This is a genomic window from Streptomyces sp. HUAS TT11 (assembly GCF_051553595.1).
Taxonomy (GTDB): Bacteria; Actinomycetota; Actinomycetes; order Streptomycetales; family Streptomycetaceae; genus Streptomyces.
In genome coordinates, this window is record NZ_CP196184.1 from 15,397 (window position 1) to 42,030 (window position 26,634).

General features: G+C 69.6%; 29 protein-coding genes. 19 read left to right on the forward strand and 10 right to left on the reverse strand.

The genetic code is table 11. The features are described from left to right. Window positions 1-288: 288 nt before the first annotated feature. The 10 genes from ACSHXN_RS00085 (at window position 289) to ACSHXN_RS00130 (ending at window position 8,896) form a co-directional block, all read left to right on the forward strand. Window positions 289-810 carry a hypothetical protein gene (locus ACSHXN_RS00085; RefSeq protein ID WP_438302318.1) on the forward strand — a complete coding sequence of 174 codons (522 nt, stop codon included), beginning with the start codon at window positions 289-291 and terminating at the stop codon, window positions 808-810. A 94-nt stretch (window positions 811-904) separates the two neighbouring features. Continuing rightward, a complete protein-coding gene (locus tag ACSHXN_RS00090; RefSeq protein WP_438302319.1) occupies window positions 905-2,083 on the forward strand; it encodes an FAD-dependent oxidoreductase in 1,179 nt (392 codons plus the stop codon). A gap of 331 nt (window positions 2,084-2,414) precedes the next feature. Then, on the forward strand, window positions 2,415-2,720 hold the full coding sequence (locus tag ACSHXN_RS00095; RefSeq protein WP_438306405.1) for a DUF6896 domain-containing protein: 306 nt from the start codon (window positions 2,415-2,417) through the stop codon (window positions 2,718-2,720). Window positions 2,721-2,768: 48 nt separating this feature from the next. Further along, on the forward strand, window positions 2,769-3,431 hold the full coding sequence (locus ACSHXN_RS00100) for a hypothetical protein (protein WP_355136649.1): 663 nt from the start codon (window positions 2,769-2,771) through the stop codon (window positions 3,429-3,431). A 179-nt stretch (window positions 3,432-3,610) separates the two neighbouring features. Further along, entirely contained in the window at window positions 3,611-4,156 is a 546-nt protein-coding gene (locus ACSHXN_RS00105; protein WP_438302320.1) for a hypothetical protein, read from the forward strand. 395 nt (window positions 4,157-4,551) lie between these two features. Continuing rightward, window positions 4,552-5,658: a hypothetical protein gene (locus tag ACSHXN_RS00110; RefSeq protein ID WP_438302321.1), complete on the forward strand. Its 1,107-nt coding sequence runs from the start codon at window positions 4,552-4,554 to the stop codon at window positions 5,656-5,658. 205 nt (window positions 5,659-5,863) lie between these two features. Beyond that, window positions 5,864-6,481: a hypothetical protein gene (locus ACSHXN_RS00115; protein WP_356114958.1), complete on the forward strand. Its 618-nt coding sequence runs from the start codon at window positions 5,864-5,866 to the stop codon at window positions 6,479-6,481. Window positions 6,482-6,618: 137 nt separating this feature from the next. Then, complete coding sequence (locus ACSHXN_RS00120; protein WP_438302322.1) at window positions 6,619-7,023, forward strand: hypothetical protein; 405 nt, start codon at window positions 6,619-6,621, stop codon at window positions 7,021-7,023. A gap of 154 nt (window positions 7,024-7,177) precedes the next feature. After that, the gene (locus ACSHXN_RS00125; RefSeq protein ID WP_438302323.1) at window positions 7,178-7,939 is read left to right on the forward strand and encodes a hypothetical protein; all 762 of its coding nucleotides are present in this window, start codon (window positions 7,178-7,180) and stop codon (window positions 7,937-7,939) included. 231 nt (window positions 7,940-8,170) lie between these two features. Then, window positions 8,171-8,896 carry a hypothetical protein gene (locus ACSHXN_RS00130; protein WP_438302324.1) on the forward strand — a complete coding sequence of 242 codons (726 nt, stop codon included), beginning with the start codon at window positions 8,171-8,173 and terminating at the stop codon, window positions 8,894-8,896. A gap of 8 nt (window positions 8,897-8,904) precedes the next feature. On the opposite strand, the gene ACSHXN_RS00135 is transcribed toward ACSHXN_RS00130, so the two are convergent. Further along, entirely contained in the window at window positions 8,905-9,369 is a 465-nt protein-coding gene (locus tag ACSHXN_RS00135) for an SUKH-3 domain-containing protein (protein WP_438302325.1), read from the reverse strand. A gap of 271 nt (window positions 9,370-9,640) precedes the next feature. Between ACSHXN_RS00135 and ACSHXN_RS00140 the strand changes: the two genes are divergently transcribed. The 4 genes from ACSHXN_RS00140 (at window position 9,641) to ACSHXN_RS00155 (ending at window position 13,018) form a co-directional block, all read left to right on the forward strand. Continuing rightward, window positions 9,641-10,423 (forward strand): DUF1963 domain-containing protein, encoded by a 783-nt coding sequence (locus ACSHXN_RS00140; RefSeq protein WP_438302326.1) that lies wholly within the window; start codon window positions 9,641-9,643, stop codon window positions 10,421-10,423. A 394-nt stretch (window positions 10,424-10,817) separates the two neighbouring features. Continuing rightward, window positions 10,818-11,213, forward strand: a complete 396-nt coding sequence (locus ACSHXN_RS00145) for an HIT family protein (protein ID WP_355136659.1) — start codon at window positions 10,818-10,820, stop codon at window positions 11,211-11,213. 619 nt (window positions 11,214-11,832) lie between these two features. Next, window positions 11,833-12,501, forward strand: a complete 669-nt coding sequence (locus ACSHXN_RS00150; protein WP_355136661.1) for a histidine phosphatase family protein — start codon at window positions 11,833-11,835, stop codon at window positions 12,499-12,501. 184 nt (window positions 12,502-12,685) lie between these two features. Further along, window positions 12,686-13,018 carry a YciI family protein gene (locus ACSHXN_RS00155; protein ID WP_355136663.1) on the forward strand — a complete coding sequence of 111 codons (333 nt, stop codon included), beginning with the start codon at window positions 12,686-12,688 and terminating at the stop codon, window positions 13,016-13,018. 207 nt (window positions 13,019-13,225) lie between these two features. Here the strand turns inward: ACSHXN_RS00155 and ACSHXN_RS00160 are convergent, their stop codons facing one another. From ACSHXN_RS00160 to ACSHXN_RS00170, 3 genes are all read right to left on the reverse strand, one after another. Beyond that, entirely contained in the window at window positions 13,226-13,840 is a 615-nt protein-coding gene (locus ACSHXN_RS00160) for an RraA family protein (protein WP_355136665.1), read from the reverse strand. Between the two features lie 220 nt (window positions 13,841-14,060). Continuing rightward, entirely contained in the window at window positions 14,061-14,984 is a 924-nt protein-coding gene (locus ACSHXN_RS00165) for an RNA polymerase sigma-70 factor (RefSeq protein WP_438302327.1), read from the reverse strand. Between the two features lie 173 nt (window positions 14,985-15,157). Continuing rightward, window positions 15,158-15,631, reverse strand: coding sequence for a carboxymuconolactone decarboxylase family protein (locus tag ACSHXN_RS00170; RefSeq protein ID WP_438302328.1), 474 nt, complete (start codon window positions 15,629-15,631; stop codon window positions 15,158-15,160). A 270-nt stretch (window positions 15,632-15,901) separates the two neighbouring features. On the opposite strand from ACSHXN_RS00170, the gene ACSHXN_RS00175 reads away from it, so the two are divergent. Beyond that, window positions 15,902-16,528, forward strand: coding sequence for a DUF6518 family protein (locus ACSHXN_RS00175; RefSeq protein ID WP_438302329.1), 627 nt, complete (start codon window positions 15,902-15,904; stop codon window positions 16,526-16,528). Between the two features lie 83 nt (window positions 16,529-16,611). On the opposite strand, the gene ACSHXN_RS00180 is transcribed toward ACSHXN_RS00175, so the two are convergent. The 3 genes from ACSHXN_RS00180 to ACSHXN_RS00190 all read right to left on the reverse strand — a co-directional run bounded on the left by ACSHXN_RS00180 (window position 16,612) and on the right by ACSHXN_RS00190 (window position 18,673). Then, entirely contained in the window at window positions 16,612-16,977 is a 366-nt protein-coding gene (locus ACSHXN_RS00180; RefSeq protein WP_355136673.1) for a hypothetical protein, read from the reverse strand. Window positions 16,978-17,128: 151 nt separating this feature from the next. Continuing rightward, complete coding sequence (locus ACSHXN_RS00185) at window positions 17,129-17,734, reverse strand: hypothetical protein (protein WP_438302330.1); 606 nt, start codon at window positions 17,732-17,734, stop codon at window positions 17,129-17,131. 189 nt (window positions 17,735-17,923) lie between these two features. Further along, on the reverse strand, window positions 17,924-18,673 hold the full coding sequence (locus tag ACSHXN_RS00190) for an alpha/beta fold hydrolase (RefSeq protein WP_438302331.1): 750 nt from the start codon (window positions 18,671-18,673) through the stop codon (window positions 17,924-17,926). A 672-nt stretch (window positions 18,674-19,345) separates the two neighbouring features. On the opposite strand from ACSHXN_RS00190, the gene ACSHXN_RS00195 reads away from it, so the two are divergent. Together ACSHXN_RS00195 and ACSHXN_RS00200 are read left to right on the forward strand one after the other, a co-directional pair. Continuing rightward, window positions 19,346-19,600, forward strand: a complete 255-nt coding sequence (locus ACSHXN_RS00195; RefSeq protein ID WP_438302332.1) for a ribbon-helix-helix protein — start codon at window positions 19,346-19,348, stop codon at window positions 19,598-19,600. Beyond that, entirely contained in the window at window positions 19,597-19,974 is a 378-nt protein-coding gene (locus ACSHXN_RS00200; RefSeq protein WP_438302333.1) for a PIN domain-containing protein, read from the forward strand. Before ACSHXN_RS00195 ends, ACSHXN_RS00200 begins: the two co-directional genes overlap by 4 nt. A gap of 126 nt (window positions 19,975-20,100) precedes the next feature. Here ACSHXN_RS00200 and ACSHXN_RS00205 read toward each other — a convergent pair whose 3' ends face one another. The 3 genes from ACSHXN_RS00205 to ACSHXN_RS00215 all read right to left on the reverse strand — a co-directional run bounded on the left by ACSHXN_RS00205 (window position 20,101) and on the right by ACSHXN_RS00215 (window position 24,492). Further along, a complete protein-coding gene (locus ACSHXN_RS00205; protein ID WP_438302334.1) occupies window positions 20,101-20,868 on the reverse strand; it encodes an alpha/beta fold hydrolase in 768 nt (255 codons plus the stop codon). A gap of 177 nt (window positions 20,869-21,045) precedes the next feature. Then, window positions 21,046-23,448, reverse strand: a complete 2,403-nt coding sequence (locus tag ACSHXN_RS00210; protein WP_438302335.1) for a Pls/PosA family non-ribosomal peptide synthetase — start codon at window positions 23,446-23,448, stop codon at window positions 21,046-21,048. Window positions 23,449-24,171: 723 nt separating this feature from the next. Continuing rightward, window positions 24,172-24,492, reverse strand: coding sequence for a hypothetical protein (locus ACSHXN_RS00215; RefSeq protein WP_438302336.1), 321 nt, complete (start codon window positions 24,490-24,492; stop codon window positions 24,172-24,174). Between the two features lie 629 nt (window positions 24,493-25,121). Here ACSHXN_RS00215 and ACSHXN_RS00220 point away from each other — a divergent pair. Together ACSHXN_RS00220 and ACSHXN_RS00225 are read left to right on the forward strand one after the other, a co-directional pair. After that, complete coding sequence (locus tag ACSHXN_RS00220) at window positions 25,122-25,688, forward strand: DUF2243 domain-containing protein (protein WP_355136687.1); 567 nt, start codon at window positions 25,122-25,124, stop codon at window positions 25,686-25,688. Beyond that, on the forward strand, window positions 25,688-26,527 hold the full coding sequence (locus ACSHXN_RS00225; protein WP_438302337.1) for a cytochrome c oxidase assembly protein: 840 nt from the start codon (window positions 25,688-25,690) through the stop codon (window positions 26,525-26,527). Before ACSHXN_RS00220 ends, ACSHXN_RS00225 begins: the two co-directional genes overlap by 1 nt. Window positions 26,528-26,634: the final 107 nt, after the last annotated feature.

Consider the following 26,634-nt stretch of genomic DNA (forward strand, 5'->3'; position numbering starts at 1 on the left):
CGGCAGCTCAAAGTACATCGTCGTCGACACCCCGGACCCACGTCGCCGCGGCAAAGAGGCCCTCTCCAGCCAGGAGATCGCCGCCCCGTGGCGCGTGGGATTGCCTGATCGGTGCACCGCGTTGTGGGTGAATGAGTGACAAATAGACGTAGGGTGCTCCATCATGGGCATGTTATGGCGGGCCTGGGGGGTATGCCTTATCTGCGTCGGCGTGGCCACACCGTTGCCGCGCTAGTCGCGGCTGCCGTCAGGGCGGGGGCGTTCTCGACCGCGTGCACCCTGCTGGCCATGCAGACTGACCATCTCCTCTTCGGCGGTATGCCGTCGTGGCCGATGCGCCTTCTTGTCGTGGCCGGGCTCTTCGCTTTCGCGCTGCCGCGTGCCACGGGTGCGGCGTCCGCGGGGCGCTGGCTGGCTGTCCTCGTGGCAGGTCAGGTGGTTGCCTGCTGCTGCTTCGAACTGCTGCGCGTCCTTGAGCCCGCCGGCGAGGGGCCGTGGGGTGCAGAGGTGCGCCGCCGCCCGTCGCTGGTGCTGCTGCAGATCCTGCTGACCCTCCTGGTGTCCTTCATGCTGCACCGCGCGGATGCCGGGTGCCGCCGGGTCCTGCGGGACCTGGAGGGCACTTTGCGCCGCCTGCCGCTGCCTCTCTGGCGCGAGCTGTACCTGCTCTTCACCTACGCCGTGCCCGAGGCACGGCAGCCCCGGGCGCCCGCCACCAGCACTCTGACGCGGACATCTCCACGCCTGCTCATCCTGTCCCGAGCAGTGGCCCGGCGTGGGCCTCCCTCCCCCACGCCGCTTTCCGCCTGATCGCTGCACCTGCGGTGAGCGGTTCCGGCACGCCGTCACACACCACCATTTGCGGCACCGCGCGCGACGCAGCCGGTGCCAGGGGGGATCCCTCGTGTCCAAAACCGTCGTTGTCATCGGGGCCGGCCCGTATGGCCTGTCCACCGCCGCACACCTACGCGCCAGGAGGCTGTCCGTGCGCGTCTTCGGCACGCCCATGGCGAGCTGGAGCCAGAACATGCCGCAGGGCATGCTCCTGAAGTCACCGCCCAGCGCCTCGCTGCTGTCCGCACCCGGGCCGGGCTTCACGCTGGAGGACTACTGCCGTCAGTCGAACGAAGCACACTTGTCCGGACACGACCGCGTGCCCATCGAGCTGTTCGTGCGCTACGGGCGCTGGTTCACCGAGCAGTTGGTGCCCGACGTGGAGGACGTGCGGGTGCTGGGGGTCGACCGGCAAGGCGACAACACTTTCCGCCTCAAGCTCGCCTCGGGTGAGGAGGTGCAGGCAGCTGCGGTTGTCATCGCGAGCGGCATGGACGGTATCGCTCACGTGCCCAGGCCCCTGGCTCCTCTGGTCGCCGAGGGCCTGGTCTCACATACCGCGCAGCATGCCGACCTTTCGGCGTTCACGGGCCGGCACGTGCTCGTGGTCGGCGCTGGGCAATCTGCCCAGGAAAGCGCTGCGCTCCTGCACGAAGCCGGGGCTCACGTGCAACTCATGGCGCGCACTGAACGGTTGGCCTTCGGGGCGGCCCCAACGCCGGGGCCGCACTGGCAGCCGGACACCCCGCTGGGCCGTTCCTGGGCCCTGTATGCCGTCGTGCACCAAGCGGCCCTCTTCCGCTACCTGCCCGCCACGACCCGGCTGGGCCTGGTGAAGAAAGTCCTGGGTCCGTTCGGCTCCTGGTGGCTCAAACCCCGCCTGGAGGCGGTGCCGCACCTGCTGGGGCAGCACATCACCGCCGCCCACAAGGAAGCCGGGCGCATCACCGTAACCACCCAGGACCTTCAGGGACGCACCCACACGCTGCGCACCGGGCACGTCCTGGCGGCGACCGGCTACCGCGTCCACCTCGACAAGCTGGACTTCCTGGCCCCCGAACTGCGCGCCGCGCTCGATCGCACCGGCGGGTTCCCTCGCCTGGACAAGGGACTCGGCTCGTCCGTGCCGGGCTTGTACTTCACCGGCATCCATGCAGCAGCGACATTCGGACCTTTGCTGCGCTTCACCTGCGGCACCGCGTTCGCCGCCCCACGGCTGTCCGACGCCCTCGCCCGGTCCCTCATGTAGGGGGCCACGACCGACCCTTCGGTGACGACACACGGGCCGGACCGGCCGCGGCACAGCGACCGGTCCGAGTCGTGCACCTACGGCCACGTGGCATGTGGCGCTGAGTAACGCGTGGGAATGCGGTCGCACCGCTGAGCCGCCATGACCGGCGGCGCAACCGCTCGGAGTAGGGGCCGTACCCGCCATCGGCAGGTACGGCCCGATGAACTCCCACCCCGTCAGTCAGTTGCACGCGTGTCACGGTCAACCAGGCGCGTGGTGCCTGCGGTTACCGAAGGTGCGGTGCGAAGCGATGGAGGTGGCGATCCCCTGGCTCAAGTAGTTGGCGGCCGTGCTCGGCCTGGCCCGTTCGCAGCGGATCAGTCGGAGCGATCCCATCGGCACCTACTTCTACAAGGTCCAGGGCGCAGGCTGCCGCTTCATCAGCGGCAACGACGCTGGGATGGATGTGGACTTCACGGCCGACGGGAGGGAAATCTTCGACCTCTGGCAGCTGCGCTGTTATGGGAAAAGTCTGCCGGAGCCTCTTGGCCTCACGGATCACGACCTGCGATCCGCAGTGACGTCGCTGCAATCCATGCTGACCGAGGTGCGGCCGGGGTGGTTCAGCGTGGCCAACGCCGAGGTTTCAGCATGAGCCAGTAATCGCAGTGCGGCGCGAGCAGGCGTGCCGCAGACTTCCTGGGTGATCGTTGTGCAGCCCGTCCTTGAGACTTACGTCTGCGAAGGCTTCGCCCTCTGGCCTGTCGCCGAGTCCGAGCCGTACGGCTTCCTGCCGCTCAGCGGCGCACTCGATGCTGCCGAGGTCGGCACCGCGGTGATGCGCATCGCCGACTGCAACAGCATCGCTCCCGAGAACGACGGTCGCCCAGCCCGCCCCACCGACCCACTCGAGGGCTTCCTGCACGGACTGCTCACCATGGACGCCCTCTTCGCACCTGGCGGCCTGCGGATTTTTGACACCGCAACCGGCACCACGCTGCTGCCGGGCTGCTGCAACGGGCTGGAGGAGAGGCGCGACTGGCTCGAGGTCGTCGACGGCAAGGGCTGGGCCTCGTTCGGTCACGACCCCTCTCCGCTCGCTGAACGGCACGGCGACATCGTCCGGTTGACCGTCGACGCCGAACATGACAACAGTGCGGTGATCGAAGTGCCCGTCACGGACCTACGTCACCTGCTCGCCGGCGCCGAGCGCGATCTGGTCGGCTTCCTCCAACGAGTCGCCGTCTGGGCTGCTGGGCGCCTGCCTGATCACGCCACCCCTGTCACCTCCGCCATGAGCCGGGCTCTCGACCTGCCCACACCAGTGAGCCCGATGCACGGCCGAGCCGTCTCGTGGGCGGTGTGACCTTCTGATCCGCACCTTTACAGAGATCAGTCAACGAGGGTCATTGAGGCCGTCGCAGGATCAGTCGAAGCGGCTGCCGGCCGCGGTCGTTTGCTGGAGTTGCTGCACTTCGTTGTTGTACAGCAACGGCTTTGTCTGCTGATGGGGTCCTGGGAGCTGGCTGGCGCTACAAGCTCCACATGCCCGTCGTGGGATCTCTGTCTCTCCGCATGGGGATGTTTGATGAAGAGGAGGTCGACGTCACCCAAGCACAGGTACGCCTGTGCTCACCTGTGGCAATGGAGCCGATATGGACCAGCGTTGTGGCAGTGGTCGGCACGTTGTTGGGCGCCGTTGCCACCTATCCGTTTCAGCGGCTTGCGGCCAAGCAGCAGAGGTTGCGCGACGAGCGGATCGCCGCGTACACCGCCTTCGCCGCTGCGGTGGAGGACTTCCGGCATGGGCAAGCCGAGCGCTTCTTCCGAAAGCAAGAGAACCCCGAGAGGGAGGCGTACAGGGTGGCGTACCACGAAGGCCACCGTCTGCGCACAGCCGCGCGGCAGGCGTTCTACCGCGTCAAGCTGGTGACGGAAGACCATGCCCTGGTGGCACGTGCAGGGGCAGCGCTGAATCAGACACGCGACATTTCAGGTGCTGAGAGCGAGGTAGAACGGCGGCGACTGAACGACGCGGCAGGGGAAGCCATCGAGGTCTTCGTCGACTATGCGTCAAAGCATGTCCAGTAGCCGACGTCGACGTACCACTCGCAGGCACCTTTCCGGAGTGGTGTCGGGAACCGAACTCGGGCTCTCAGCCTGGGAAGCTGCGACCATTTGTCGCGGGTTCGGGCTCTACCGGCCCCGGTTCCCGGCCCGGCAGGCCTGCGGCTGATCCTGTGTTCCTTGCAGAGGCACGGGGAACCCGGTCAGCAGATGTTCACCACTTCGGACGACGCCAGAACACACCGGGAATTCGAACACTGCGCAAGTCGCTTGCCGTAGAGGCGGCGGCCGGCACTTGCCCGCACTGCGTTTGATGCTCCACGACGGCGGCAGGTGCCGTTCCCGCAACGGGTGAGAAAACATGTTGGCCGGGGGCCGGCGAGCTGCGACGATGCGTCTGTTTCCCAGGCGGAGGACAGTTGTTCGTTTTCGTGTGTGCGGGATGCGGCGCCGAGTTGACCACCCCGCTGTCCCAGGTCTCACTGCCGGTCCACGCCCGTCAGAACTACGGGAACGGAGCCCAGCTTCCGGTGCTCATGGAGCCCGGGACGTTTGCCGTGGACCCGGACCCCTGGGGAGGGCCGTGGCGGCTGTGGGATGAGATCGATCCGGGCGAGGCGGAGGCACGCGGCATCTACGCGCCGGTCTACGCCCTGTCCGACAGCACGCCCGGGGCGAGTGTCATTGCGCCCGGTGATATCCGTGGAACCCGGCTGATTCCCGAGAAGCGCGGCGGTGCCTGCTGCGGCCTCGACGGAGCCGACGGACCCAACATGGTCTGCGAGGCATGCGACCTCCCCGTGGCGACCAGGGTCGACGACTGCTCCCTCTGGCAGGCAGTACGGCTCAGCTCGGACACCGTGCACCGCGTCCCCGTTGACGGGATCCATGCTGCGCCCCTCTCCTGGGCGGAGCTGGCACAGAAGGGGGAGAAAACGCCTCCCTTCGAGCCGATTGCCCCGTGGGGAGGACGGTCGGGGTCGAACCACTCCTGGTCGTGGAGCCCGCGGTGGGAGGCGGCAGCCGGCCATGCGCTCGCCCACCTGCTGGTTGCCTCCCAAGGGCAGCCGGTCAAGGTCCCGGGCGGTCTGACCACGGACGTGTTCCAACGCGCGCTCGACGCCCTGCTGCCGGCAGGCCCCCCGAAGCGGCGCGCCGTCCTGGCTGGACCGGGACAGCCCTCCCCGGACGCAGACGTCGACATCCTCCTCGTACCGGTCCATCCTCAAACAGGACGGACCTGGACCCCCGCCGGCCCGACTGCGTCGGCATACCCGGTACCCCTGCCGCTGGGGGTGTGGCTCTGGCTGGTCTCTCCCCAGCCGTACTTGCCGGTCCCCGCGTCAGGCCGCATACCCCACGACGTACTCCGCGACGACCCGCTCCCGCCGCTCCCCAACTACCTGTTCCGGGCCGACCGGAAAACGTTCCAGCACACCTTGGTCCGGCTACCGGCCGTGCGCAGCCCATGGCTGCGCACGGTCCTCGAGAACCTCACGCAGGGCACCTCGACCCACCTCTTCTAGCCGTCGCGCGATCGAACAGCGCCAGACTCTCGCGCCTGCCGAAGTGGGCCGGCATCTGCTGTCCAATCTCGGGTTCTGGCTCAACTTCCGTGATCGGTTGACAATCCGTCACGGCTACTGGATGGGCGGGGAGCGTGGTGATTGCCGGTGGCGGGTGCCATGATCGGCTGCGCCTGGCTGGAAAGTGCAGAGATGGGGAGGGTGAGTGGAGAGGTTCACCGTCGAGCCGCTTCGGGTGGCTGACCTCATGGAGCATGTGCGGCGCTGCCCACAGATGTACTTTCTGGTTGAGCAGGGCAGCCCCGAGCTTCCCACCGAAGTCCTGCGGGCGGTGGCCTGGGACGCGCTGCACCGTCGCGACGGCAGGCATGGACAGATCAGTGTCGAGATCGGATCTGATCTCAGCTTCACCGTGGAGAGCGATCAGCGCCCCAGTGCCGATGAACGGGAGAGGCTTCTTCCTGAATTCTTCGGTTCCCTGCTCGACATATTCGACATGCAGCGTTGGGCTCCCTCCGCAGCTGCCGCACTCAGCGCCCGCACGGTCATCGAGGTGTGGCTGGATGGCCGCGGCTATCGACAGGAGCTGGCCGGGATGGATCCTGCCAGTCCACGGGAAGAGTTCATAGCGCCGAAACCCTTCGGGACACGGACCACGTTCCACCTCGAACCCTCATTCTGCGGCCCGGGCGAGGCCATCGCCTGGGCACTGCGACCCGAAGAACTGCATCGAGAAGGAGGAACGTGCAAAGAACATTCCTCACCCACGACGTTCCCGATTCATGATCTCCGTTCGAAGACTGAGAAGTCAGTCACCGAGTAGGACCCGTTTTCGCAGGAGTCTGGTGAGTCGATGCGGGCCCTGGAGCGCAAGTACGGGGGTGACCTACCGGACGGACTGCGAGGCGGTGGCGTCCGCGCGGGCCTTGCCGCTCAGCAGGGCTGGGCGATACTCGACCGGTGACATGGTTCGAGCAGGCACGGGCAGCAGAGCAGTCCGGTGACTGGGACACCGCCATCGCCCTGGTGAGCACCCACGCCGAGTGCTATTCCACCGACCACTACGCCCACAGCAACCATCTGTGGCACATGGCCCTGCTCGCCCACGCGGAACGGCTCACAGAGCTCACGGACCTGGCCTGCACGGACGTCCATGCACGTCGACGGCTCAACCGAGCGCTTCGCGACCGCGGTATGGAAGCCATGCTCCACGAGCGCGCAGAGGACGACGACCGCGACGCTCTCTACACCCTCATCCGATTGCTCTGCGAGACAGACCGGACCGAGCAGGCAGGCGAAATGGTGACGCGGACGTGCTGTCAAAACTGGGGTTCTGACTCGCTTTCCGTGACGGGTGCACACTGAGTTGTGGACGGTCACGTAATTCCCCAGGCTGCCATCCCGTCGTTCCGGAGGGGTGTCCGGGGCCAGCGTCCCTGAAGGCGGCCCGAACTACCGCCCTGAGCGGAGGCCACGCGAATTCACATGAGTTGCGAGCCAGCTCCGCGATCATTGGCGGATGACTACGAGACCGGACCTTCTCAGTCTGAGCATCGCGTGCCCCCAACCCGACGAAGGCGGCGTGGAGGTTCGCCCGATCGTCAATGGCCGGGATCTTCTGGCCGAGGTGGTCCCCGGTGGCGTGGGAGGCTCCCGGTACCTGGGAGTAAGTCCCAGGGATCTGCTGGGCCAGGACGGGCCGTTGCATGCCACGGCGACGCCCCACGACGTTCGTCTCGCTTGGTCCGGGTGCGGCGTGGAGGAGTGCTGTGGCGCGCTGTACATGACGGTCACGCGTAACGGGGATCATGTTGTCTGGGCGGGCTGGCGCGACCTGGCCAATCAGGACTTCGATCTGCCGGAGCTTCGGTTCACCGCAGGTCAGTACGAGGCCGAAGTCCTGCGAGCCGGAGAGGACCGCAGTTGGGAGTGGCCGGCAGGAGCGGTTGCGCGGCTGCTTGAGGCGGGGCTGAGGGGACGCGGGGACTGGCTCGTCAGGTGGGACTGCGAGTTGGAAGGCGTCTGGGCCTCCCGAAAGGAACCCGATCGAATCCACGTCGTCCTGTGGCATCCCCGTAACCGGGCCGATGCAGATCTGCCCTGGCTCCAGTTCGGGATGACCCTCCCGGTCTCTGCGGACGCCCCATCGGTCCAAGCCGAGCGCCTTGAAGCGCGGCTGACCGCAGGCGATCCCCGTGCCACCGCCGAGGTCTGGGGAGGTTCGCATGATGCCGAGCAACTGGGCTACCCGTGGCCGCCGGTCGACCCGCTGTTCATGTGAACGGCAGGGAGAGGCGTGGTTGGGCCTTCCCCTGTCGTTGGGCATCCACTCGCAACCGCCATCCCCGTGGGGAAGCGTGACCGTCCGGGTGGGGAATTACGTGACGCTGATCATGTAGATCGTGGGGAAAGCGTGACCGCTGACATGAGTGACGGCTGACGCGCGGATCGGCCTCCGAGAGTTGCCCGAAAATGGTCAGTGCCGATCTTGGTTTGGCTGACAGTGCGCGTCGTGGAAAAGACACCCTCTGGCTCGCCGTGGCCCACCGGCCACCGGTTCGCCGACCGGACTCGGGCCAGCCATGCGGCCGTCCATGCTCTGCACGCTACCGGCCATAGCCGCCGCGCGATCCAGCGCCAACTCGGCATGACCTACCGCACCGTCAAAATCCTCGCCGATGCCACCGTGCCCGAGGAACTCTTCCGCGGCCAATGGCAGGGGCGCCCCTCCGTCCTCGACGAGTACAAACCCTACTTGGACGACCGCTGGAACCAAGGCTGCACCAACGCCTGGAAGGCGTGGGAGGAGATCGTGCCGCTCGGCTACGCCGGTAGCTACCAGCGAGTTCGCGCCTACTTCCGCACCAAGCGCCTCTGGGCAGATCCGGTCACTGCACCGCCACCTTCACCTCGCACGGTCGCCGGCTGGATCCTCCGCCACCCGACACCCTCACAGAGGCCGAACAGCTCCGTCTCAAGGCCGTCATGGTCAACTGCCCCGAGATGGAAGCACTCACTGGACATGTCCGGTCCTTCGCCTAGATCCTCACCGAGCGGGAAGGCCAGCGGCTGCCCAAGTGGCTCGACGCCGTCCGCGCTGTCATCGCCCGGTCTCACCCTCCCTTGGAACTCAGGCGTCGTAGAGGGGCACGTCAACCGGATCAAGGTGCTCAAACGGCAGATGTTCGGCCGAGCCGGATTTCAACTCCTCCGAAAGCGAGTTCTGCTCTACAGGTGAGCGACGTGTCAGAACGCCTGGCCCGCCAGCTCGTCCCCATCGATCCGGCGAGGAGCCACGCCGAGAACCAAGTTCTCCATCGCCTGAGGCATCGGTCCGAAGCTGGCAACCCACGTCTCAACGAGATAGATCACGCCCACCTCATCGATGGCCAGGAAGAACCGGCCGTGATCTAGCTCGCCGAGCGGGAAAAGACGATGCCCGATCGACTCGCCCCACTCCGCAAATCGGTCATCCTCCCCCCAGGCCAGCTCGGGGTCCAGTTCGAACGGCGTGCGTGCACAGCTGATCCCTGGTCCGCTGACGTTCACAGTCAAACCACCGAACTCTTGCAGGAAGACTTCCGCTGCGTCATGCATGGCGAGGCCGGCTGCTTCGAACATGGATCGCCAGTGGTCCGTACCTACCTTCCGCCCAGGCGTCCATCCCGACGCCTCCAGCACCTCACCTGTCTCTGGTGACCAACTACTCATCCTGGGACCCCGGCTCCTCGACTACGAGCGAGCAACGATCATCTCAGCGGCCGACGTCAACAGTGTGTGACCGCCTTACGGAAAGCGAGCCAGAACCCAATCTCGTGAACAGAGCCAGACGGAGCGGCAGCGGGGCCCGGCGGGAACCCGACAGCAACCGACACAGGCGCTTCCCCGTCCCCAACCCGCCCGTTGCTGCATGAGGTTGTCGGTGGCACGTATTAGCGTGCCCGCAGCGTCCGGTCGGTCTTTGCACACCCCAGGAGTCACGATGCCCGCAGACACACCCGAACCGCCCGCGCACGATCTGCGCGCCCTGATTCCGGAGTACGCGGCCCTTGGCCGGGAAACCACCCTCCTCAACCCGGAGCCCGGCGATCCCGGCATGAAGGAGAGCTCGCTGGGAGGTGCGCTGCTGTGGCCGGCAGATGAGCCGTGGCCGTACTGCGCGAACGATGAGCACTGGACGTCCGTCTACCCCGACAACACCCAGGTTTCCCCGGGCGCGGTGCCGATGGTGCCGATCCTTCAGCTGTTCGCTCGGGATGTGCCGGGGTTGGAGTTCCCGGAGGGCAAGGATCTGCTGCAGCTGGTGTGGTGCGCGCTGATACATGAGCAGGACCCCGGGCCGGTGGTGCCGCGACTGTACTGGCGCAACGAAGCGGAGGTCGTGGCCGGCGGGCTGCTGTCCGAGATCCCCGAGGTGAGCGAGGGAGAGTACGACGAGGACCACATGCCCGAGCGGTCCGCGTTGTCTCCGACGATCGCGCAGGACTATCCGAGTTGGCATGACCTGTCCGAGGACACGTTGACTCTCTGGGGATCGCGTGTCGCATTGCCGGACGAGGACTGCAACGTCGTCGGGACGAAGGTGGGCGGTTGGCCGGCCTGGACGCAGACCGGTAACTGGCCGGACTGCGAGAGCGGACACCGTATGGAGCACCTCTTGACCATCACCGGCGACATGCAACTGGGCGACTGCGGCGGCGTCTACTTCTTCCGCTGCCGCCAGTGCCCCGGTCTCCCGTGGGACTGGCGCTACGACTGCTACTGACGGTCGGGGGCGGTGCAGCGCGTCGGGTCGGTGGCCTGCCCGCGCCGGCCCGGGCGTGGTCACTGCAGGACGCCCACGTGCAGCCTCGGGATGAGGCCGACCACACCTGCCGGCATCGAGAACGGTCAACCGGGCGCGTGGTGACTGCGGTTGCCGACGACGCGGCGCAGACGTCATCCAACTGCTGAGTCCGGTGGCGGCGGTAGGGCGGATCGTCGTTCCGGGCCGCGGTGCAGAGCGTTTCGGCGATCAAGTGGCCGGCTGCCCGTCAGGCAGTCGTGGCGCGCGACCGCGTACCCGTCGTGCAGGTAGGGGACGTGCCCGGTCCGCGCCGTGTTGCCGGGGCCCGGCGGCCCGGTGACGGCTGCGGCCCGGCGCACGCCACAATGGCCTCATGCCCACGCTCTTCACCAGGATCATCAACGGTGAGCTGCCCGGCCGGTTCGTCTGGACCGACGACCGGGCGGTCGCCTTCCTCACCATCGCGCCGCTGACCATGGGGCACACCCTTGTGGTCCCGCGGGAAGAAGTCGACGACTGGACCGGCCTCGAGCCCGACCTGATGGGCCATCTCATGACCGTCGGGGCCAGGATCGGTGCTGCCCAGCGGCGTGCCTTCGACGCCCCGCGGGCCGGTCTTGTGGTGGCCGGCTTCGAAGTCCCGCACTGCCATCTGCACGTCTTCCCGGCGTGGGGACTGGAAGACTTCGACTTCCGCCGCGCGAACAGCGATGTGCCGGCCGCGGAACTCGACGAAGCCCGGGCGCGCATCGCCGCCGCCCTGGACTGAGCCGGTTCTGCCGGACCGGCCGTGCGCACCGCGGTACCGGGCGGGCGCCGGGCCTGCCCGGAACCGCGGTGCGCGCGAGGGGGTGCCGGGCTTTGCGTTCACGCCCTCACCGCCGGTCGGCCATGTCCGACCGCCGGTGACGAGGAGGCCCGACCTGGCGGGAGAAAAAGGATCACCCGGGCGAGTTCGTCGGCCTCACCGATGCGATGGGTGAGGGCTCTTCCCGCCGTGCGGGTGGCGGTCGGAGCCGTCCTGCGCCGTGGTGATGCGGGTCCGTGGACTCCCGGTGCCTGCCACCGTAGGCGGGGTGCCCGCCCACGCCCGGCGTCCTTGAGCGACGACGCCGGTCGCTCGCACCGCACCGTGCCGGTGCCGCGCCCACTCCCCCGGCAGGGTTCCGGCCCGGGCTTCGCCTGCCTCGAGGGCCGACAGCAGCCGGCCGTGTGCCGCGCGGTATCCCGTACGGGCCGCGTGCCGCGGGCGTGCCGGTGGCGGCAGGCCGACGAGGGTGCGAACGCGGGGCGGCGGGGCGGGTGTGCGGGCCCCGCCGGGGTGGGCAGGTCCGCGCAATGGCACAGTGAGGGGACCGCACCCAGCCTCCCGGGAGACAGGCCCCCGCATGCGTTTGCTCCTCATCCGCCATGGCCAGACCCCTTCCAACGTCAAGCACCTCCTGGACACCGCCGTGCCGGGGCCCGGGCTGACCCGCCTGGGCGAGGAGCAGGCGGCCGCGCTGCCCGCGGCGCTGGCGGCGCAGGACATCGGCGCCCTGTACGCGTCCACGCTGGTGCGCACCCAGCTCACCGCGGCGCCGCTGGCGGCCGACCGGGGTCTTGAGGTGCAGGTGCGCGAGGGTATTCGGGAGTTGTCCGCCGGTGACCTGGAGATGCGCGGCGACCACCAGGCCGTCGAGACGTACCTGAGCACCGCCTTCGCCTGGTCCGCGGGCGACACCGAGCGGCGGATGCCGGGCGGGGAGAGCGGGGTGGAGGCCCTGAAGCGTTTCGATGCCGTCGTCGCGGAGGCCGCCGCCTGCGCGGCACACACCATCGCCATGGTCAGTCACGGCGCCGTCATCCGTATGTGGGCGGCGGCCCGGGCGGAGAACATCGACGTCGAGTTCGCCTCCACCCACGAGCTGCGCAACACCGGTGTCGTCATCCTGTCCGGCGCCCCGGACCGCGGCTGGCGGGTCGTGTCCTGGCAAGGTCTTCCCCTCGGCCCCGACGACCGTGCCCCCGAGGCCAGCGGGCCCGCGGGGGAAGCCGTCGACGCCACCGACGGCTGACCCGGCCGGGCTGCGGATGCCTCGCGGGGCGTGCCGGTTGCGCCCGAAGAGGGCAGCAGGTGCTCGCGAGCGGGCGGCTGCGCCGCCGGTGTACTGATCTTCCGGCACAACGATGAGTTCGGGCACGGCCGAGGGTCAAAACCGGTGAGCATTGCCTGCGAACGAGCGAGTGGAGGGGCCTGTTGTGGCGAAATTCGTGACCATCGGATACGGGGACCAGGAAGGCTACGACCGCACCGACGCGGCGGTGCGGGACGAGGCGCATGCGCATGACGCCCGCCTGCTGGAGGCCGGGACCGTTGTGGGCATCGCCGGCGCACCCGTACAGGTGCGCAACCACGACGGCGCCGGCATAAGCGTGGAGCGCGGCTCCTTCTTGTCCTCGGCCCTGCCGGTGGCCGGGTTCGCGATCATCGAAGCGGCAACGCTGGAGGAGGCCGTCCGGCTCGTGTCGAAGACCCCGTGCGCTGTTGCCCAGGGCGTGGTCGAGGTCTGGCCGCTGCAGGAAGCGCCGTAGGACCGTGAAGTGCGGGCCACGGTGTCTGCCGTGACGGCTGCACACCCACTTGGACTGTGCCCCCCTCCCTCGCGTGCGGCGGCCGATACCGGCTGGGCGCCGGCGCCGGCGCGCCCACGCCGACCGGGGCACGCCGCGGTCGACGCTCCCGGACCGGCCGGGCGGCCGCCCGGCGCGCGCACCGGCGCGCGGTCGCGCGCTGTTCGCTCAGCCGGTGAACCCGGCCTCGTCCAGCGCCTTGTCGATGCGGGCCCGGTGCTCCTGCTCCCAGTCGTCGAGGCCCTGCTCGGCCTCCTTCGCCAGCCGTGCGCGCGCCGCCGCGAGGACCTCCTGCGCGCGGGCGGCGGGCACCACCACGACGCCCTCCTCGTCGGCGATCACGATGTCTCCCCCGCGCACCAGCACCCCGCCCGCGCGGGCCGGTTCACCGAGGCTGCCGAGCCCCCGCTTCGCGCCGGGGATGGGGATGACACCGCGCGCGAACACCGGGAAGCGGGCCTCGCGTACTTCGCCCAGGTCGCGGATGAGGCCGTCGGCCACGACAGCGGCCACGCCCCGGCGCTGGGCAATGGCGCACACATTGCCTCCGGCCAGCGCGTAGTTGAGGTCGCCGGACTCCACCACGATCACCGAGCCGGGCTCGGCGCGGTAGATCGCCGCGTGCAGCATCAGGTTGTCGCCCGGCGCGCACCGCACCGGGTACGCCGGCCCGGCCACGTGCGGTGCGCCCCACAGCGGGCGGATGCCGATGTCCATCACCTGCTCACGACCCACGAGGTCCGCGACGGCCGTGGTGGGAATGTCCTCGAAAGCGCTGCCCATGATGTCCTCCCCGATACGGTCCGGCCCGGCAACGCGCCGCGCCGCCCGCCGCCATCCTCCTCCCGGGCAGGGCAGGAGGACGCCGGTGCCGCCCGGTGACGGTGATCACTTTCCTGGACCGGTCGGGGTTCGGCCCCTCAACGTCGCCGCACGGCTGGGCGGCTGTTCACTGAGCGGTGTCATGGGGTGTCAGCGCGAGCATGTCCGGGCCGATTTCGGGTCAGTTCGTCTGCCGGCGGGCCTGCTTCACCTCGCGGGCGACGGTGAAGGCGTCGGCGACCGGCCCCAGGTGGCCGAGCTTGTCGGGGTTGATCACCGAGCGGATGGTCTGGATCCGCCCGTCGAGTACGTCCAGGGCCAGGGTGTGGAGCACTCTGCCGTCGCGGTCGCGGAAGATCGCGCCGGGCTGGCCGTTGACCTCGGCCTGCGTGAACGTCACGTCGATGCGGGCCATCAGGGGGAAGACGGAGGCGAGCAGCCGGGCCACGTTCCCGGCGCCGAGGACGGCCTTCGCCAGCTGCGGGGCCTTGCCGCCGCCGTCACCGACCATCGACACGTCCGCGGCGAGGAGATTCTGCAACCCGTGCACGTCGCCTTCGCGCAGGGCGTCGAAGAACCGTGCCGCCAGCTCCTGCCGCTCCTGGCGGTCCGCCTCGAACCGTGGCCGTCCGTCCTGCATGTGGCGCCGCCCCCGCACCAGCAGCTGCCGGCACGCCGCTTGCGAACGCCCCACCGCCGCGGCGATCTCGTCGAAGCCGAAAGCGAACACCTCCCGCAGTACGAACACCGACCGCTCCAGCGGGCTGAGCCGTTCCAGGAGCAGCAGCGCCGCCATCGACACCGAATCGGCCAGCTCGGCCGCTCGTGCCGGGTCCTCGTAGGGATCGCTCAGCAGCGGCTCCGGAAACCACGGTCCGACGTACTGTTCCCGCCGCACCCGCGCGGAGCGCAGCACATCGATCGCGACACGGGTCACGGTGGTGGACAAGAACGCTTTGAGGGACGCGGGCCGGGTCGGCGAGGCGTCGAAGCGGAGCCAGGTCTCCTGCACCGCGTCCTCCGCCTCGCTCACACTGCCCAGAATCCGGTAGGCGATCGAGAACAGCAGCGGCCGCAGCTCCTCGAACTCCTCGACCTTGCTCACAGACTCTGCTCCCTCATGTCCTTGCGCCCGATCGTGTCCTTACGCCCGGTCGGCTTCGGGCCGGCCGGAGACGGTCTGCGAAGATCATCCGGTTCGTCGGCGGAACCGGGCAACACCCCCTGGCTCCCGGCCGTGGCCTCAGTCCGCTCCACGGCCCGGAACCTGACGGCTGTTCAGTGGAACTGTCCGGGCTCGTAGTCGCCGGCCGGCTGCCGGGCGATGATGTTCAGCCGGTTCGCCGTGTTCATGAAGGAGACCAGGACCACCAGGGCGACGAGCTGCTCTTCGTCGTAGTGCGTGGCCGCACGCGCCCAGAGCGCGTCGCTGACTCCGCCGGCGCCGTCCGCGACCCGGGTCGCCTGTTCGGCCAGTTCCAGGGCGGCCCGTTCGGCCTCGGTGAAGACCGTCGCCTCCCGCCATGCCGCCACCAGATGCAGTCGCACCGCGCTCTCGCCGGCGGCCGTGGCGTCCTTGGTGTGCATGTCGATGCAGACGGCGCAGCCGTTGATCTGGCTGACGCGCAAGGCCACCAGTTCCTGTGTCGCGGCCGGCAGCGGCGACTCCTTGAGCGCCTTGCCTGCGGACATCAGGTGCTTGAGGGCCTTCCCCGCCGTCGGGCTGGCGAAGTAGTTCACTCGTGCGTCCATCACGTGCTCCTCGGGAATCGTCGGTGGCTGCACCCGAGACGAGGCAGCCCCGCTCCCTGTGACACGGTGGCGCGGCACCCTGAGTCGAAGACATGAACGCAAGGCCTGCCGGGGCCGTTGTGTCCCCCGGTCAAACAGACCGCAGTGAGACTCGACGCTGCGGTGCCGACCACGGCCGCCGCCCCCGGGGCATCTATACCCCACATGTATAGCCCGCATGTATAGTCGCCGTGTATAGCTGCTGTGTATAGATGCGTAAGGATCTTCGAGATGGTGGGCGCTTCCCTTCCTGTGGCAAGAGTCAGCCGATGGTGGCTGTCCGCGGCAGTAGCCGGTATCGCCCTTGGTGTCCTCACCAACCTCGCTCAGGGCTGGCTCCCCGGCTCGTTCAACCAGATCGCGAATTCCGGGGCACTGTGGAGTGTTCCTGCCTTCGCCGCCGGCGCGGTGGTCGCAGAGAAGACGGCCGTACGTGCGTCGGCGCTCGTCGGCCTGTGCACCACGATCGGTCTGGTCGTCGGCTACTACGGCTACGCCGAGCTGGGCCGGTCCGGCATGGGCAGCCTGGCCTGGCCCCTGGTGTGGTTGGTGATGGCCGTCGTCAGCGGTCCTCTGTTCGGCGTCGCGGGGGCGTGGTGGCGACGGGGACACACCACGCTCCGACGCGTGGTCGGACTGGCCGCGCTCGCCGGAGTGTTCGGCATGGAGGCCATCCTGGCGGCCTGGGCGCTGCACTACGAGGGTCAGGCGTGGGGCTGCGCTGCGCTGCTCGTCCTCGTGCCGTTGACGATGGCCCGCAGGCACAAGGAACGCGCGCTCACCCTGCTGACCGCCCTGGTCTTCTCGCCGATCGCCTACGGTGTGGTCGAACTTCCCCTCCAGCACCTCTCGCCGTGATACCCGAAGGAAGCGGAAAACGGCCGCGGGGCTGCGGGGCGACCGAAGGGCCCATCCGCCCTGGAGTCCCCGCGGCCGTCCGGTCAGGCGCGGTCGGTCAGCTCCTCGGCGAACACCTGTGACAGCGGCTGCGGTCCCACGTACTGCTGGCAGTTGCACTGGCCGGCCTCGTAGCGCAGGGGCTTTTTGTTCTCGTCCCACGCCGTGGGCACCTCGACGCGTTCGTGGCACCGGCCCTGCTTGTCGTGCTTGGCCAGATGGTGCGTGCACCCGCACACCGGCTCCGGCGGCTGGTGCGCCGCCTCGACGGCCAGGCGTTCCTGCCGGGCCGCCTCCATCAACTGCATCTTGCGTTCATGCCGGTTGCGCAGGGCGGTGCGGATGTTGTCGGCCACCCACGCGAAGCCGCCCGTCCAGAAGATGATGAGGACCCACCAGAACCAGTCCACCCGCTGCTCCTTCCCCCGTGTCCTGCTGCGGCTTCAGGATAGAGGGCCGGTCGAGGAAAGCCCCGGGCGCCGACCGGGACACCGGAGCGGACCTCGGCCCGAGCCGATGGCGTGAGGGGCAACAGGTGCGGCCCGCCCGGCGGAAGAGGGCTCAGGGCGTGCGGGGGCGAAGCAGCCGTGCGCGCCGGCGCCGCCGGATGTCGTCCTCGGCATCACCGGCCGGCGGCGCGGGCGCAGGCCGGCCCGGCCCGGCTCGCAGCCCGGCGCCGTAACGGTCCCTATGCCGGTGGATCTCGTCCGGCTGCGGACCGGCCGGCCACCCGATCAGCAGGTAGTCCTCGACGGGTTCGTGGGCGTCGCCGTCCGAGGCGGTGTCACGGCCCCGCGCATGTACCCGAACGCGATAGGTGCCCGGTCCCTGCGGCGTCAGCAGGGGCAGTCGGGGGGTGTCGCTCATGACGCTCGTGACGCGCAGCGCGCCGGTGGCGGTCTCCACACTGTGGTCGGCGATCTCCTCCCATGCGCCCCTCTCCACGCGGGTGGGGGGACGCACCCGCACCCGCACCCGGACGTGGACCCAGCCCGTGCTGATGCCGGTGCAGATCACGGCCATGCCCGGCTGTGAGAAGACCAATCCGTTGGACGGGCCGAAACCTGCCGGGGCGCGCCGGTGGGAGTCGGTCAACTCGAACGTGTGGAAGTCCACGCGCACCAGGCTGAAGGCCGTGACCGGTACCGGCTGCGCCATGCGGGCCATGCCCGGAGGTTACGCCGGGTGCAGGACAGGGCCCACGCCCGGCCGGCCGGTAGCGGCCGGCACCCGCCCGAGCGCTGTACGCCGCCCAGGGCACCCGCCCGAGCGCTGCACCGCCCGGCACGCCTGCCGGCCCACGGCGGGCCCGCCCGCGCGGCGCCGGCCGGGCGGGCGGGCGGGCCGGGCGGGGTGTCAGTGGGCGAGGGACTGGGCGGCCTGCTCGATCAGGCGGGCGACCGCGTCGGGCCGGGAGACCGCGACCGCGTGGGAGGCCTTCACCTCGACGGTGTGGGCGTGGGCGCGCTCGGCCATGAACTGCTGGGCGGCCGGCGGGATGTTGTAGTCCTCGGTGGCGATCAGGCTGAAGGAGGGGATGGTCTTCCAGGCGGCCGCACTCGCCTTCTCCTCCAGGGCCGATGCGGCGACCGGGCGCTGGGTGGCGGCCATCAGGGCGGTGACCGGCTCGGGCACGTCGGCGGCGAACTGGTCGTGGAACTTTGCGGGTTCGATGTACAGGTCGGTGCCGGTGCCGCCGGGAAGCGGGAAGGGGACGGGGGTGAGGGCGGCGCCCAGGGTGCTGCCGGGGAACTTGCCGGACAGCTCCAGCGCGCTCTCACCCTCGTCGGGAGTGAAGGCGGCGATGTAGACGAGCGCCTTGACCTGCGTGTTGCCGACCGCGGCTTCGCTGATCACGGCGCCGCCGTAGGAGTGGCCGGCGAGTACCACCGGCCCCTGCACACCCTCCAGCACGCTCGCGACATAGGCGGCGTCGTCGGCCAGGCCGCGCAGCGGGTTGGCGGCGGCGATGACCGGATATCCCGCGCGCTGCAGGCGCTCGATGACCCCGTTCCAGCTGGAGGAGTCCGCGAACGCGCCGTGCACCAGCACGATCGTCGGGAGGGACGGGGTGCCGGCCGAGTGGTTCACGGGCTTGAGGTTCATGACGGGACACTCTCCTTCTCATCAAAGCGCGCCATGGACGGCGCAGTTGTGGCACTGCCTCTCCCCTGGCCTGCCGGCCCGGGGCGACACCGAGAAACCTAGTACACGTTTACATTGTGCGCAATCTAATCGCGTGAGAGTCCTGGGAGGGGTGCGGGCCGGGGGGCGGACGTGGCGCGACCGGCACCGGCCGCAGCGGCGGCCGGTGCCGGTCGAACCGGTGCAGCAAGTCTGTACCGCCACATGGGTCAGGCCTGAACGGCTGCACGAGTGGGGCGTGAACGGCCGCACGAGTGAAGCCTGGACGGCCACGAGAGTGAGGTCGGGGTCGCGTCGGCCGGGGGCACGATGTCGAGCCTTTGGCCCGGTCCGCCGGCACGCCGCAGATGGGGTACGGATTCGTCGCCCTGCATCCGGGCCCACTTCCGCCGAGGACGCCCCACCAGCGTTGTGCGATCCCGGGAATCCGACGAGGGCGTTTTGAAGACAGGCGGCCAGGGCGCGGGAGACAAGTGGCCGGCCTGGCCCCCCGGCAAACCGTGGATGCCCTTTCGTGTACATACCGAACGCCCAGCGATGACCGGGGGCAACCCTGAGGCACAGGGACCGTTCCTCGACCTGATGGTTCGACAGGCACACCGATACAGATTCTACCGGTGGTAGAATTCCGGTATGAGTAAACCGACCAGCATCAAGACCACAGAGGCTGTACGCGACCGACTGCGCATTCTCGCAGCGGAACGCGGTACGACGATCACGGAATTGCTGGAGGAGCTCGCCACAGGCGAACTGACCGAGGCCGAGCGGGCAGAACGCGCCGCTGAAGCTGCACAGGAGCTTGGTGTCGACTACACCGCGCAGGTCGAGGACGCAGGCCGGTCCGCCTGGGAGAAGATCCGCGCACACCAGAGCAGCGCTACAGCGTGAGTCTGACAGCCGTCTTGGATCACACCGCGCTGACCGCCCTGTACCGGGCAGACCACTTTTTCGCCGGCTTGTACATCGAGGCCTCCCGGGGTACCGGGCGCGTCCTCATCCCGTCGCTGGCCGTCGTGGCCGCTGAGCGCCGCACCCCAGGCTCCGGCGCCCACGCCGCATCGCTCCGCTTCGCCGAACAGGTGCCGTTCACCTCGCTGCATGCCCGGCAAGCCATAGTGTGGCCAAGCAGCGAGTGGCCGGTGGCCCACTGTGCGGCAATCGCCCGGCAGGCCGCGAAAGCGGGTGATCCCGTCACCGTCCTCTCCCTCGATCCCCGGCTGTATGCAGGCACCGGCATCACTGCGCTGAATCCGGCAGAGTAACCACGAGCGGATGCAGGAGGGGGACAGCCCGCACGGTCTGATGGTTCGTCATCGCACGTGGGGCGGGTGCGGTCCTGCTCTCGTCGTGCCCTGTCCACCGCGCGGACTGCCTACTTCTTGCCGGTGTCAGTCGGCCAGCGCCGCCGCGGTGACGCGGGCGAAGCCTTCCGGGTTGTCCAGCATCATGTTGTGCCCGCACTCCGGGACCGGGACCACGCTCACCCCGGCTGCGGTGAGCGCATCGGTGCCCGGGAGCGGGCCGTCGGCCTCGGGCAGCAGGTAGGCGCGGGGAATGGCCAACTCCAGCAGCAGCTCACGCATGGTGGGGACGGAGCCGCGGGTGAGGTGGACCGCGCTGCGGTGCAGGGCCTCCCGGCCGGCCAGGCGCCTCGTGGCCCACCAGTGGGCGCCGGCCCGGTCGCGGATGTCTTTCCAGCCGCCCGCCAGGAACTCCTGCTCGGAGTAGGCGGCGATGCCGCTGCTGCCCGCGGAGGTGGGGTCGGGCGGGATCGGGTCGAGGTTGGCGTCGACCAGGACCAGGCGGGAGACCAGGTGGGGGTGGCGGGTGGCCAGCACGACGGCCACCGAGCCGCCCATGCTGTGCGCGATCAGTTCGGCGCCGGTGACACCCGCAAAGGTCAGTGCCGCGGCGAGGGCATCGGCGTGCGAGTGCAGGGTGTAGTCGAAGTCCGTCGGCCGGTCGCTGATGCCATGCCCGAGCAGGTCGATCAGCAGCGAACGCAGGCCGGCCAGCAGCGGATGGACCGCAACCTGGGTGAAGTAGGCCGGCGACGTGGCGCCCAGACCGTGGACGTAGACGCGTGCGGGTTCGCGCCCCGGCAGCTCGACCCAGCGGATCCGGTCACCCTCGGGTGTCACGACGGCGTCGCGCACAGCCTGCTCCCCTTGCACTCAAGATCGACGGCAGCCGAGCAAACCCACCGGGGCTCGGCGCACCGCCGTCGGCCCGGCGCGGGATCGTGCGGGTGCACCGACCGGGTGCGCCGCACGCGGGCCCGCGTGGGAGGGCCCGCGTGGAGGGGTTCGTTCGGCTGCAGGGTGGGTGGGTGGTCAGGATGCGGGGACGGGGCAGCGGCGTTCGGTCCTGGTCTCGGTGGCGGGGTTTCCGTACCAGCGGGCCCCGGCGGGGACTTCCTCGCCCTTCATGAGGAACGAGTCGGGTGCCAAGGTGGCGTCCGCTCCCACGCTCACGCCGTAGTGGACATGGGCGGCCACGCCGAGGGTGACGCCGCAGTGCAGCGTGCTGTGGTCGGACTTGAACGTGCCGTCCTCCTGCGAGTGGCACTGGATCCTGCTGGCGAGGTTGAGGGTGCAGTCGTCGCCGATCGCGGCCAGCGTGCGGTCGGTGAGGTAGCAGCCGTCGTCGAAGACCCGCCGGCCGACCCGGGCCCCCATCAGACGCCAGGCCAGCGGTTTGAAGGGGGTGCCGTTGAAGATGTGGAAGTACTCCACGGGCAGCTTCCACAGCCGCTCGTGCAGCCAGAAGTCCCGGTGGTAGATCGAGCACAACTGCGGGCGCAGTGGGCGGAACCGGCCCACCAGGCGTTCCACGAGGATGAGGTAGAAGGCGGTGAACACCACGGTGAGCGCCGTGGACACGGCGACCATCACCGATCCCGCCGCGCCGCGGGCGGCGAGAGTGGCCATGCCCAGGAGGGTTATGGCGAAGAAGTACACCCAGCCGGCGCCCAGGAACAGGCCCATGGTGGCCAGGTTGTAGCGGTTCTTCACGGCGAGGTGGCGGGGCAGTTCGTCGCCGGCCAGGAAGTGGTCGAAGCGGCTGTCGCGCTCCACCGACCGCGGGATCTCGAAGGGCGGCGAGCCGAGCAGGCCGACCCCCTCGTGAACCGGACCGTCCAGCGGCACCATCACCTTCGTCGCCAGCAGGCAGTTGTCGCCGGTGCGGGCGCCGACGGGGAAGGCGATGTTGTTGCCGATGAAGTTGTCCCGGCCGATCCGCGCCTCGCCGACGCGGAAGGAGGTGCTGGAGAAGTCGGCGTTCACCACGGACAGGCCGTCGGCCACCATCGTGCCGGTCCCCACCGCGCTGTGGAACGGCGACTCGTGCTCCACCTCGGTGCCGAAGTTGGAGCCGGTCTGCTGCACCGGGGTGAGCTTGTAGCCGAGCCCTTTGAGGTAGTGGACGATGTAGGAGCTGTCGCCGAACAGCCGCTTGAAGAACTTGACGTTGGTGGTGCGGGCGATCGTCCGGTGCGCCGAGTAGTGCATCCCGTACAGCGGATACACGGTGTCCGGTTTGACCAGCCGGTTGAGCAGGCGCGGCACCGTGCACAGCGCCGTGGTGCCCAGGACGACGAATCCGAAGAACACAAGCGCCGACACCCGCAGCGCGTCGGTGTAGAAGCCGGCCGTGGTGATGCCGGGCGTGTCCGTTGCGGTGGTGCCCACCGTGCGGGCGATCGCCGGGGAGGTGGCCAGCAGCATGTAGGAGCCGCCCACCGCCAGCGGCACCACCACGAACAGAACCTGCGCCAACGTCATCGCCGCATAGGCGGTTCGGCGGGCGGTGCCGCAGCGCGCCGGCGGCACCGGCGTCATGCCGGTGCGGGCCGGCTGCGCCGGTGAGCCGTGCCAGTACTCGCCGCCCGGGATGCGCTGGCCGCGGTGCAGTGAGGAGGCGTGGCCCAGCCGGGCACCGTCACCGACGAAGGTGTCGATGTCGAAGACGGTCTTCTCGCCGATCACGACGTTGCTGCCGAAGGTGACCGGGCCGGTCTGGATACGGCCGCCTTGCGCCCGGTAGCACAGGAAGAACGACTCCTTGCGCAGCACCGTGTCGTCCCCGATCGTCAACAGGTCGGTGCACACCGGTATGCGGCGGGAGAGGATCGTGACACCGCTGCCGATCCGCGCGCCCAACAGGCGCAGATACAGCACGTAGAGCGGATTGCCCACGAAGAAGAACATCGGGTTGGCGCGCACCAGCACCCGCACGATCCAAAACCGCACGTAGGCAAGCCCCCACAGCGGGAACTCGCCGGCTTTCCAACGGCCCACCAGGATCCACTTGGCCGCGATCGGGAAAACGCACAGCGCCACGAAACCGGCCCCGCCGAACACCACCGACCGCAGGTAGATGCGCAGCACCCCCTCACCCGCGGCCACCCAGTGGTAGCCGCGGGCGGCCACCAGCCCGACGACGAAGACGTAGCCGACGAACAGCAGCATCTGCACCGCCCCGCACAGCATGTAGCGGCGGGTACTGACCCGGACCGGCGCTTCCGCCTGCACCGGCCCCGACTCGGGTTCGGGCGCCGGCTCCTCGCCGTCCCCGCCCACCGCAGCGGCCAGGCTCCTAATCGTCGGATGCTGATAGATGTCCTTGATCGACACCGAGGGCAGGTCCGCGCGTTTCCTCACCCGCGCGCAGAACTGCGCCATGACCAGTGAATTCGCGCCCAGCTCCTCGAAGAAGTGCCCGTCGAGGCTCACCTGGTCCCTCTGCAGGACCCCGGCGAGGACGTCGGCGAACCGACTCTGGAGAGCAGCTGGTGAATCGACATACCCGTGGTTGCCGTTTCCCGACGTATCGGTTTCAGACGTATCGGGAGACGTGTCGGTTTCAGACGTGTCGGTTTCAGATGCCGAAATTCCGGCAGGACGCACCATATGACAGGCCCTTCGAGATACTCGGTCGCCGATACGACTCCACGCGACCTCCCCCCGGGCGGGCGTTCCGGCCCGGGCAAGGAAGGTCAGCTCGACTCCGCCGGGCACCGAGAACACACCCAGTCTCCGCCATCACCCCCACCACGGCCACCGGAACTGCATACCGCGCCCCCGGTACGCAGGCCCGACAGGCCGACCCGCCCGCCGGGCCCTGCGGGCCGCCACCCGCCCGGGCCGGTGGCGGGTACGGGCACACCCGCCCGCGTACGGGTACGGGGCTTGGGCTTTGGGGCTTGGGCTTTGGGGCTTGGGGCTCGGGGCTTGGGCTTTGGGGCTTGGGGCTTGGGCCTTGGGGCTCGGGCATCCGGTATCGAGGGTCAGGCGTCGGACACCGGGCATCCGGCGCCTTTGACTCGCCTCGCGTGGCCCGGCCTGGCCTGACTGGCCTGCGGTGCCGGCCGTGGGGCCGTCGATGCCCTTCGCCTTCGTCCCGTCTGGCCTGCGCTGCCGGGTGCAGGGGCGAGGGCTGCCAGGGGCGGGGGCTGCCTAGGACAGCGGCCGGCCGGCCAGGCCGGCCCGGTGGGCGGCGCGGGGCGCCAACGTCATCGGTCCGATCCAGCCCCGGCGGACCAGGGCGATCTGGGACGGCAGCGGCGATACGGGGTCGACGGACCTGCCCCGTGACCAGTTCTCCAGCAGCCCCTCGGTGGTCTCGATGGCGGACACCACCAAGGTCACCTCCAGATCCCCCTCACCCCAGGTGTTCCACAAGGCCCAGCCCTCGGGCCTGGGCGCGACGCCGAGGCGCGCACACGCCTCCTCGTAGCTCTCCTGGACCCCGGCCGGCATGACCTGGGGCCTGAACACGGCGGCCCCCGACCAGTCTGGTCAGGGGCCGGTCCTCCTGCGTGCATCCGTCGCCCGGGAAGTGGTAGCTGCGCAGGGCCCGGGCCAGGGCGTTCACGCTCGCCTGCAGCGGTGTCGCATCCTCGGGGTCGGCCGGGAGGCAGACCCAGCCTTCCCGAAAGGCCTCCACGCTGACGCGGTGGGCGAGACGCTCGATCTCCCGGAGGTAGTCCTCTTCGCCGAGCTCGGGTGCGGTCATGGCGGGAAGTGTCGCAGCACGGCACCCGGCGCCGACACAGGTTATCGGCGGGAGCACACAATCGGCCGGCCGGGGACATTCCTCACCTCTCACCCGTGCCGTGGCGCGCTCCCCCCCGGCCACCAGGGAAAACCACGCCCCGATGTGGGCGGCGGCGGACGGAAGGGAACGGGAGGGGACGGGAGGGACGGTGAGGGACGGTGAGGGACGGGGAGGGGCGGGGAGGGGCGGGGAGGGGCGGGGAGGGGCGGGGAGGGGCGGGAGGGGGCGTGATGGTGCGCGGATGGGCGAGATGGCTGAAGCCCCGCACGCAGAGTGAGTCAGGCGGGAAGGGCGGGAAGCCCTAACGGCGAGTTTCGTATGCCCACTGTCGACGGGATGGAGCCCAGTGATGGCCACCGCAGCGGGCCCGGCCTGGGCGCTTGCGACGGCACCGAGCAGTCTGCAACTGCCCGGAATCGTCCTTGGAGTGGGCCTCGGCGGGTTCGTCGACGGCATCCTGCTGCACCAGCTCCTGCAGTGGCACCACATGCTCTCCAGCACCAACCACGACCGCATCGGGGTGAAGTACTACAACCCCCACACGGTCTCGGGGCTGGAGATGAACACCCTGTGGGACGGCATCTTCCACGCCGTGTGCTGGATCGCGGTCCTGTGGGGCCTGGCCCTGCTGTATGCGCGTGTCACCCACAACCGGCGGGCCGTGTGGACCTCGCGGGTCCTGTGGGGCTGGATGCTCGTCGGCTGGGGCCTGTTCAACCTGGTCGAGGGCATCCTGGACCACCAGATCCTGGGCATCCACCACGTTCACGGCGGCCCCTACCAGGCCTGGTGGGACACCGGCTTCCTCGTCCTGGGCGGCCTGTTCCTGATCGGCGGCTACCTGCTCCAGCGCAGCGGCCGACCCGTCGACCCCGGGAGCGACCGCGGCGCCGTGACGCACCAAGGCCGCACCTGATGGACGGCATGCACCACCACGACGGCGGAACGAGCCTGCCGTGGACGTCCCTGACCGCGCTGCTCCTCCTCCTCGCAGCCGGCGGCGCCTACCTGCTCGCTGCGCAACAGGCTCGGCGCCGCAACCGGGCACGGGGCTGGAGTACCTGGCGGACGACGTCGTTCGTTACAGGGCTGGCTCTGCTCGCCGTCGGGCTGCTGCCGCCGCTGGACTCAACCGCGCACACAGACTTCCGCGCCCACATGGCCCAGCACATGCTCATCGGCATGTACGCCCCGCAAGCCCTCGTGCTCGCCGCACCGCTCACGCTCCTGCTGCGCACACTGCCCACCTCCACAGCCCGCAAGGTGACGGCGGTCCTGCACAGCCGGCCCGCCCGCGTGCCGGCGCATCCCGCGACGGCGTTCGCGCTGAGCACCGGCTCCCTGGCCGCGCTGTACTTCACCCCCCTGTACAACACCGCCTGGGGCCACCCGGCAGGGCACTGGCTCATGCACGCGCACTTCCTGGCCTCCGGCTGCCTGCTCGCCCACGCCATCGCCGGCCCCGACCCCGCACCCGCCCGGCCCGGCGTGCGGGCCCGCCTCGTATACCTGGGCGCTGCCATCACCGCACACGCCCTGATCGCCCAGGCCATGTACGGCGGGTTCTTCGTCGACATCCGCGCCCCCATCAGCCAGGTGCAGCAGGGCGCGGAGATCATGTACTACGGCGGGGACATCGCCGAACTCCTGCTGGCCGGCGCGCTGATGGCGACCTGGCGTCCCGAGCGCCGCACCAAGGCCGTCACGATGACCCCGAAACCCGGCCCGAGGGCAGGCGCACCGGCACCCCGGTAGGCCAGGACCGCTGCCGACCGGCCTCCCGGCGTGCCCCAGTCGTGCCCGGCAGCTCGCCTCCCGGCCTTGTCGTCCAAGGACGGACGGCCGGCGACGACACGGCCGGC

What these genes read in the sequence shown, in the direction of transcription:
- ACSHXN_RS00190 (WP_438302331.1), bottom strand. Translation starts at nt 18,673, where the DNA reads ATGAACCTCAAGCCCGTGAACCACTCGGCCGGCACCCCGTCCCTCCCG.
- ACSHXN_RS00175 (WP_438302329.1), top strand. Translation starts at nt 15,902, where the DNA reads ATGGTGGGCGCTTCCCTTCCTGTGGCAAGAGTCAGCCGATGGTGGCTG.
- ACSHXN_RS00140 (WP_438302326.1), top strand. Translation starts at nt 9,641, where the DNA reads ATGCCCGCAGACACACCCGAACCGCCCGCGCACGATCTGCGCGCCCTG.
- ACSHXN_RS00170 (WP_438302328.1), bottom strand. Translation starts at nt 15,631, where the DNA reads ATGGACGCACGAGTGAACTACTTCGCCAGCCCGACGGCGGGGAAGGCC.
- ACSHXN_RS00225 (WP_438302337.1), top strand. Translation starts at nt 25,688, where the DNA reads ATGGACGGCATGCACCACCACGACGGCGGAACGAGCCTGCCGTGGACG.
- ACSHXN_RS00195 (WP_438302332.1), top strand. Translation starts at nt 19,346, where the DNA reads ATGAGTAAACCGACCAGCATCAAGACCACAGAGGCTGTACGCGACCGA.
- ACSHXN_RS00105 (WP_438302320.1), top strand. Translation starts at nt 3,611, where the DNA reads ATGCCCGTCGTGGGATCTCTGTCTCTCCGCATGGGGATGTTTGATGAA.
- ACSHXN_RS00160 (WP_355136665.1), bottom strand. Translation starts at nt 13,840, where the DNA reads ATGGGCAGCGCTTTCGAGGACATTCCCACCACGGCCGTCGCGGACCTC.
- ACSHXN_RS00150 (WP_355136661.1), top strand. Translation starts at nt 11,833, where the DNA reads ATGCGTTTGCTCCTCATCCGCCATGGCCAGACCCCTTCCAACGTCAAG.
- ACSHXN_RS00220 (WP_355136687.1), top strand. Translation starts at nt 25,122, where the DNA reads ATGGCCACCGCAGCGGGCCCGGCCTGGGCGCTTGCGACGGCACCGAGC.
- ACSHXN_RS00145 (WP_355136659.1), top strand. Translation starts at nt 10,818, where the DNA reads ATGCCCACGCTCTTCACCAGGATCATCAACGGTGAGCTGCCCGGCCGG.
- ACSHXN_RS00185 (WP_438302330.1), bottom strand. Translation starts at nt 17,734, where the DNA reads ATGGCCCGCATGGCGCAGCCGGTACCGGTCACGGCCTTCAGCCTGGTG.
- ACSHXN_RS00085 (WP_438302318.1), top strand. Translation starts at nt 289, where the DNA reads ATGCAGACTGACCATCTCCTCTTCGGCGGTATGCCGTCGTGGCCGATG.
- ACSHXN_RS00135 (WP_438302325.1), bottom strand. Translation starts at nt 9,369, where the DNA reads ATGAGTAGTTGGTCACCAGAGACAGGTGAGGTGCTGGAGGCGTCGGGA.
- ACSHXN_RS00125 (WP_438302323.1), top strand. Translation starts at nt 7,178, where the DNA reads ATGACTACGAGACCGGACCTTCTCAGTCTGAGCATCGCGTGCCCCCAA.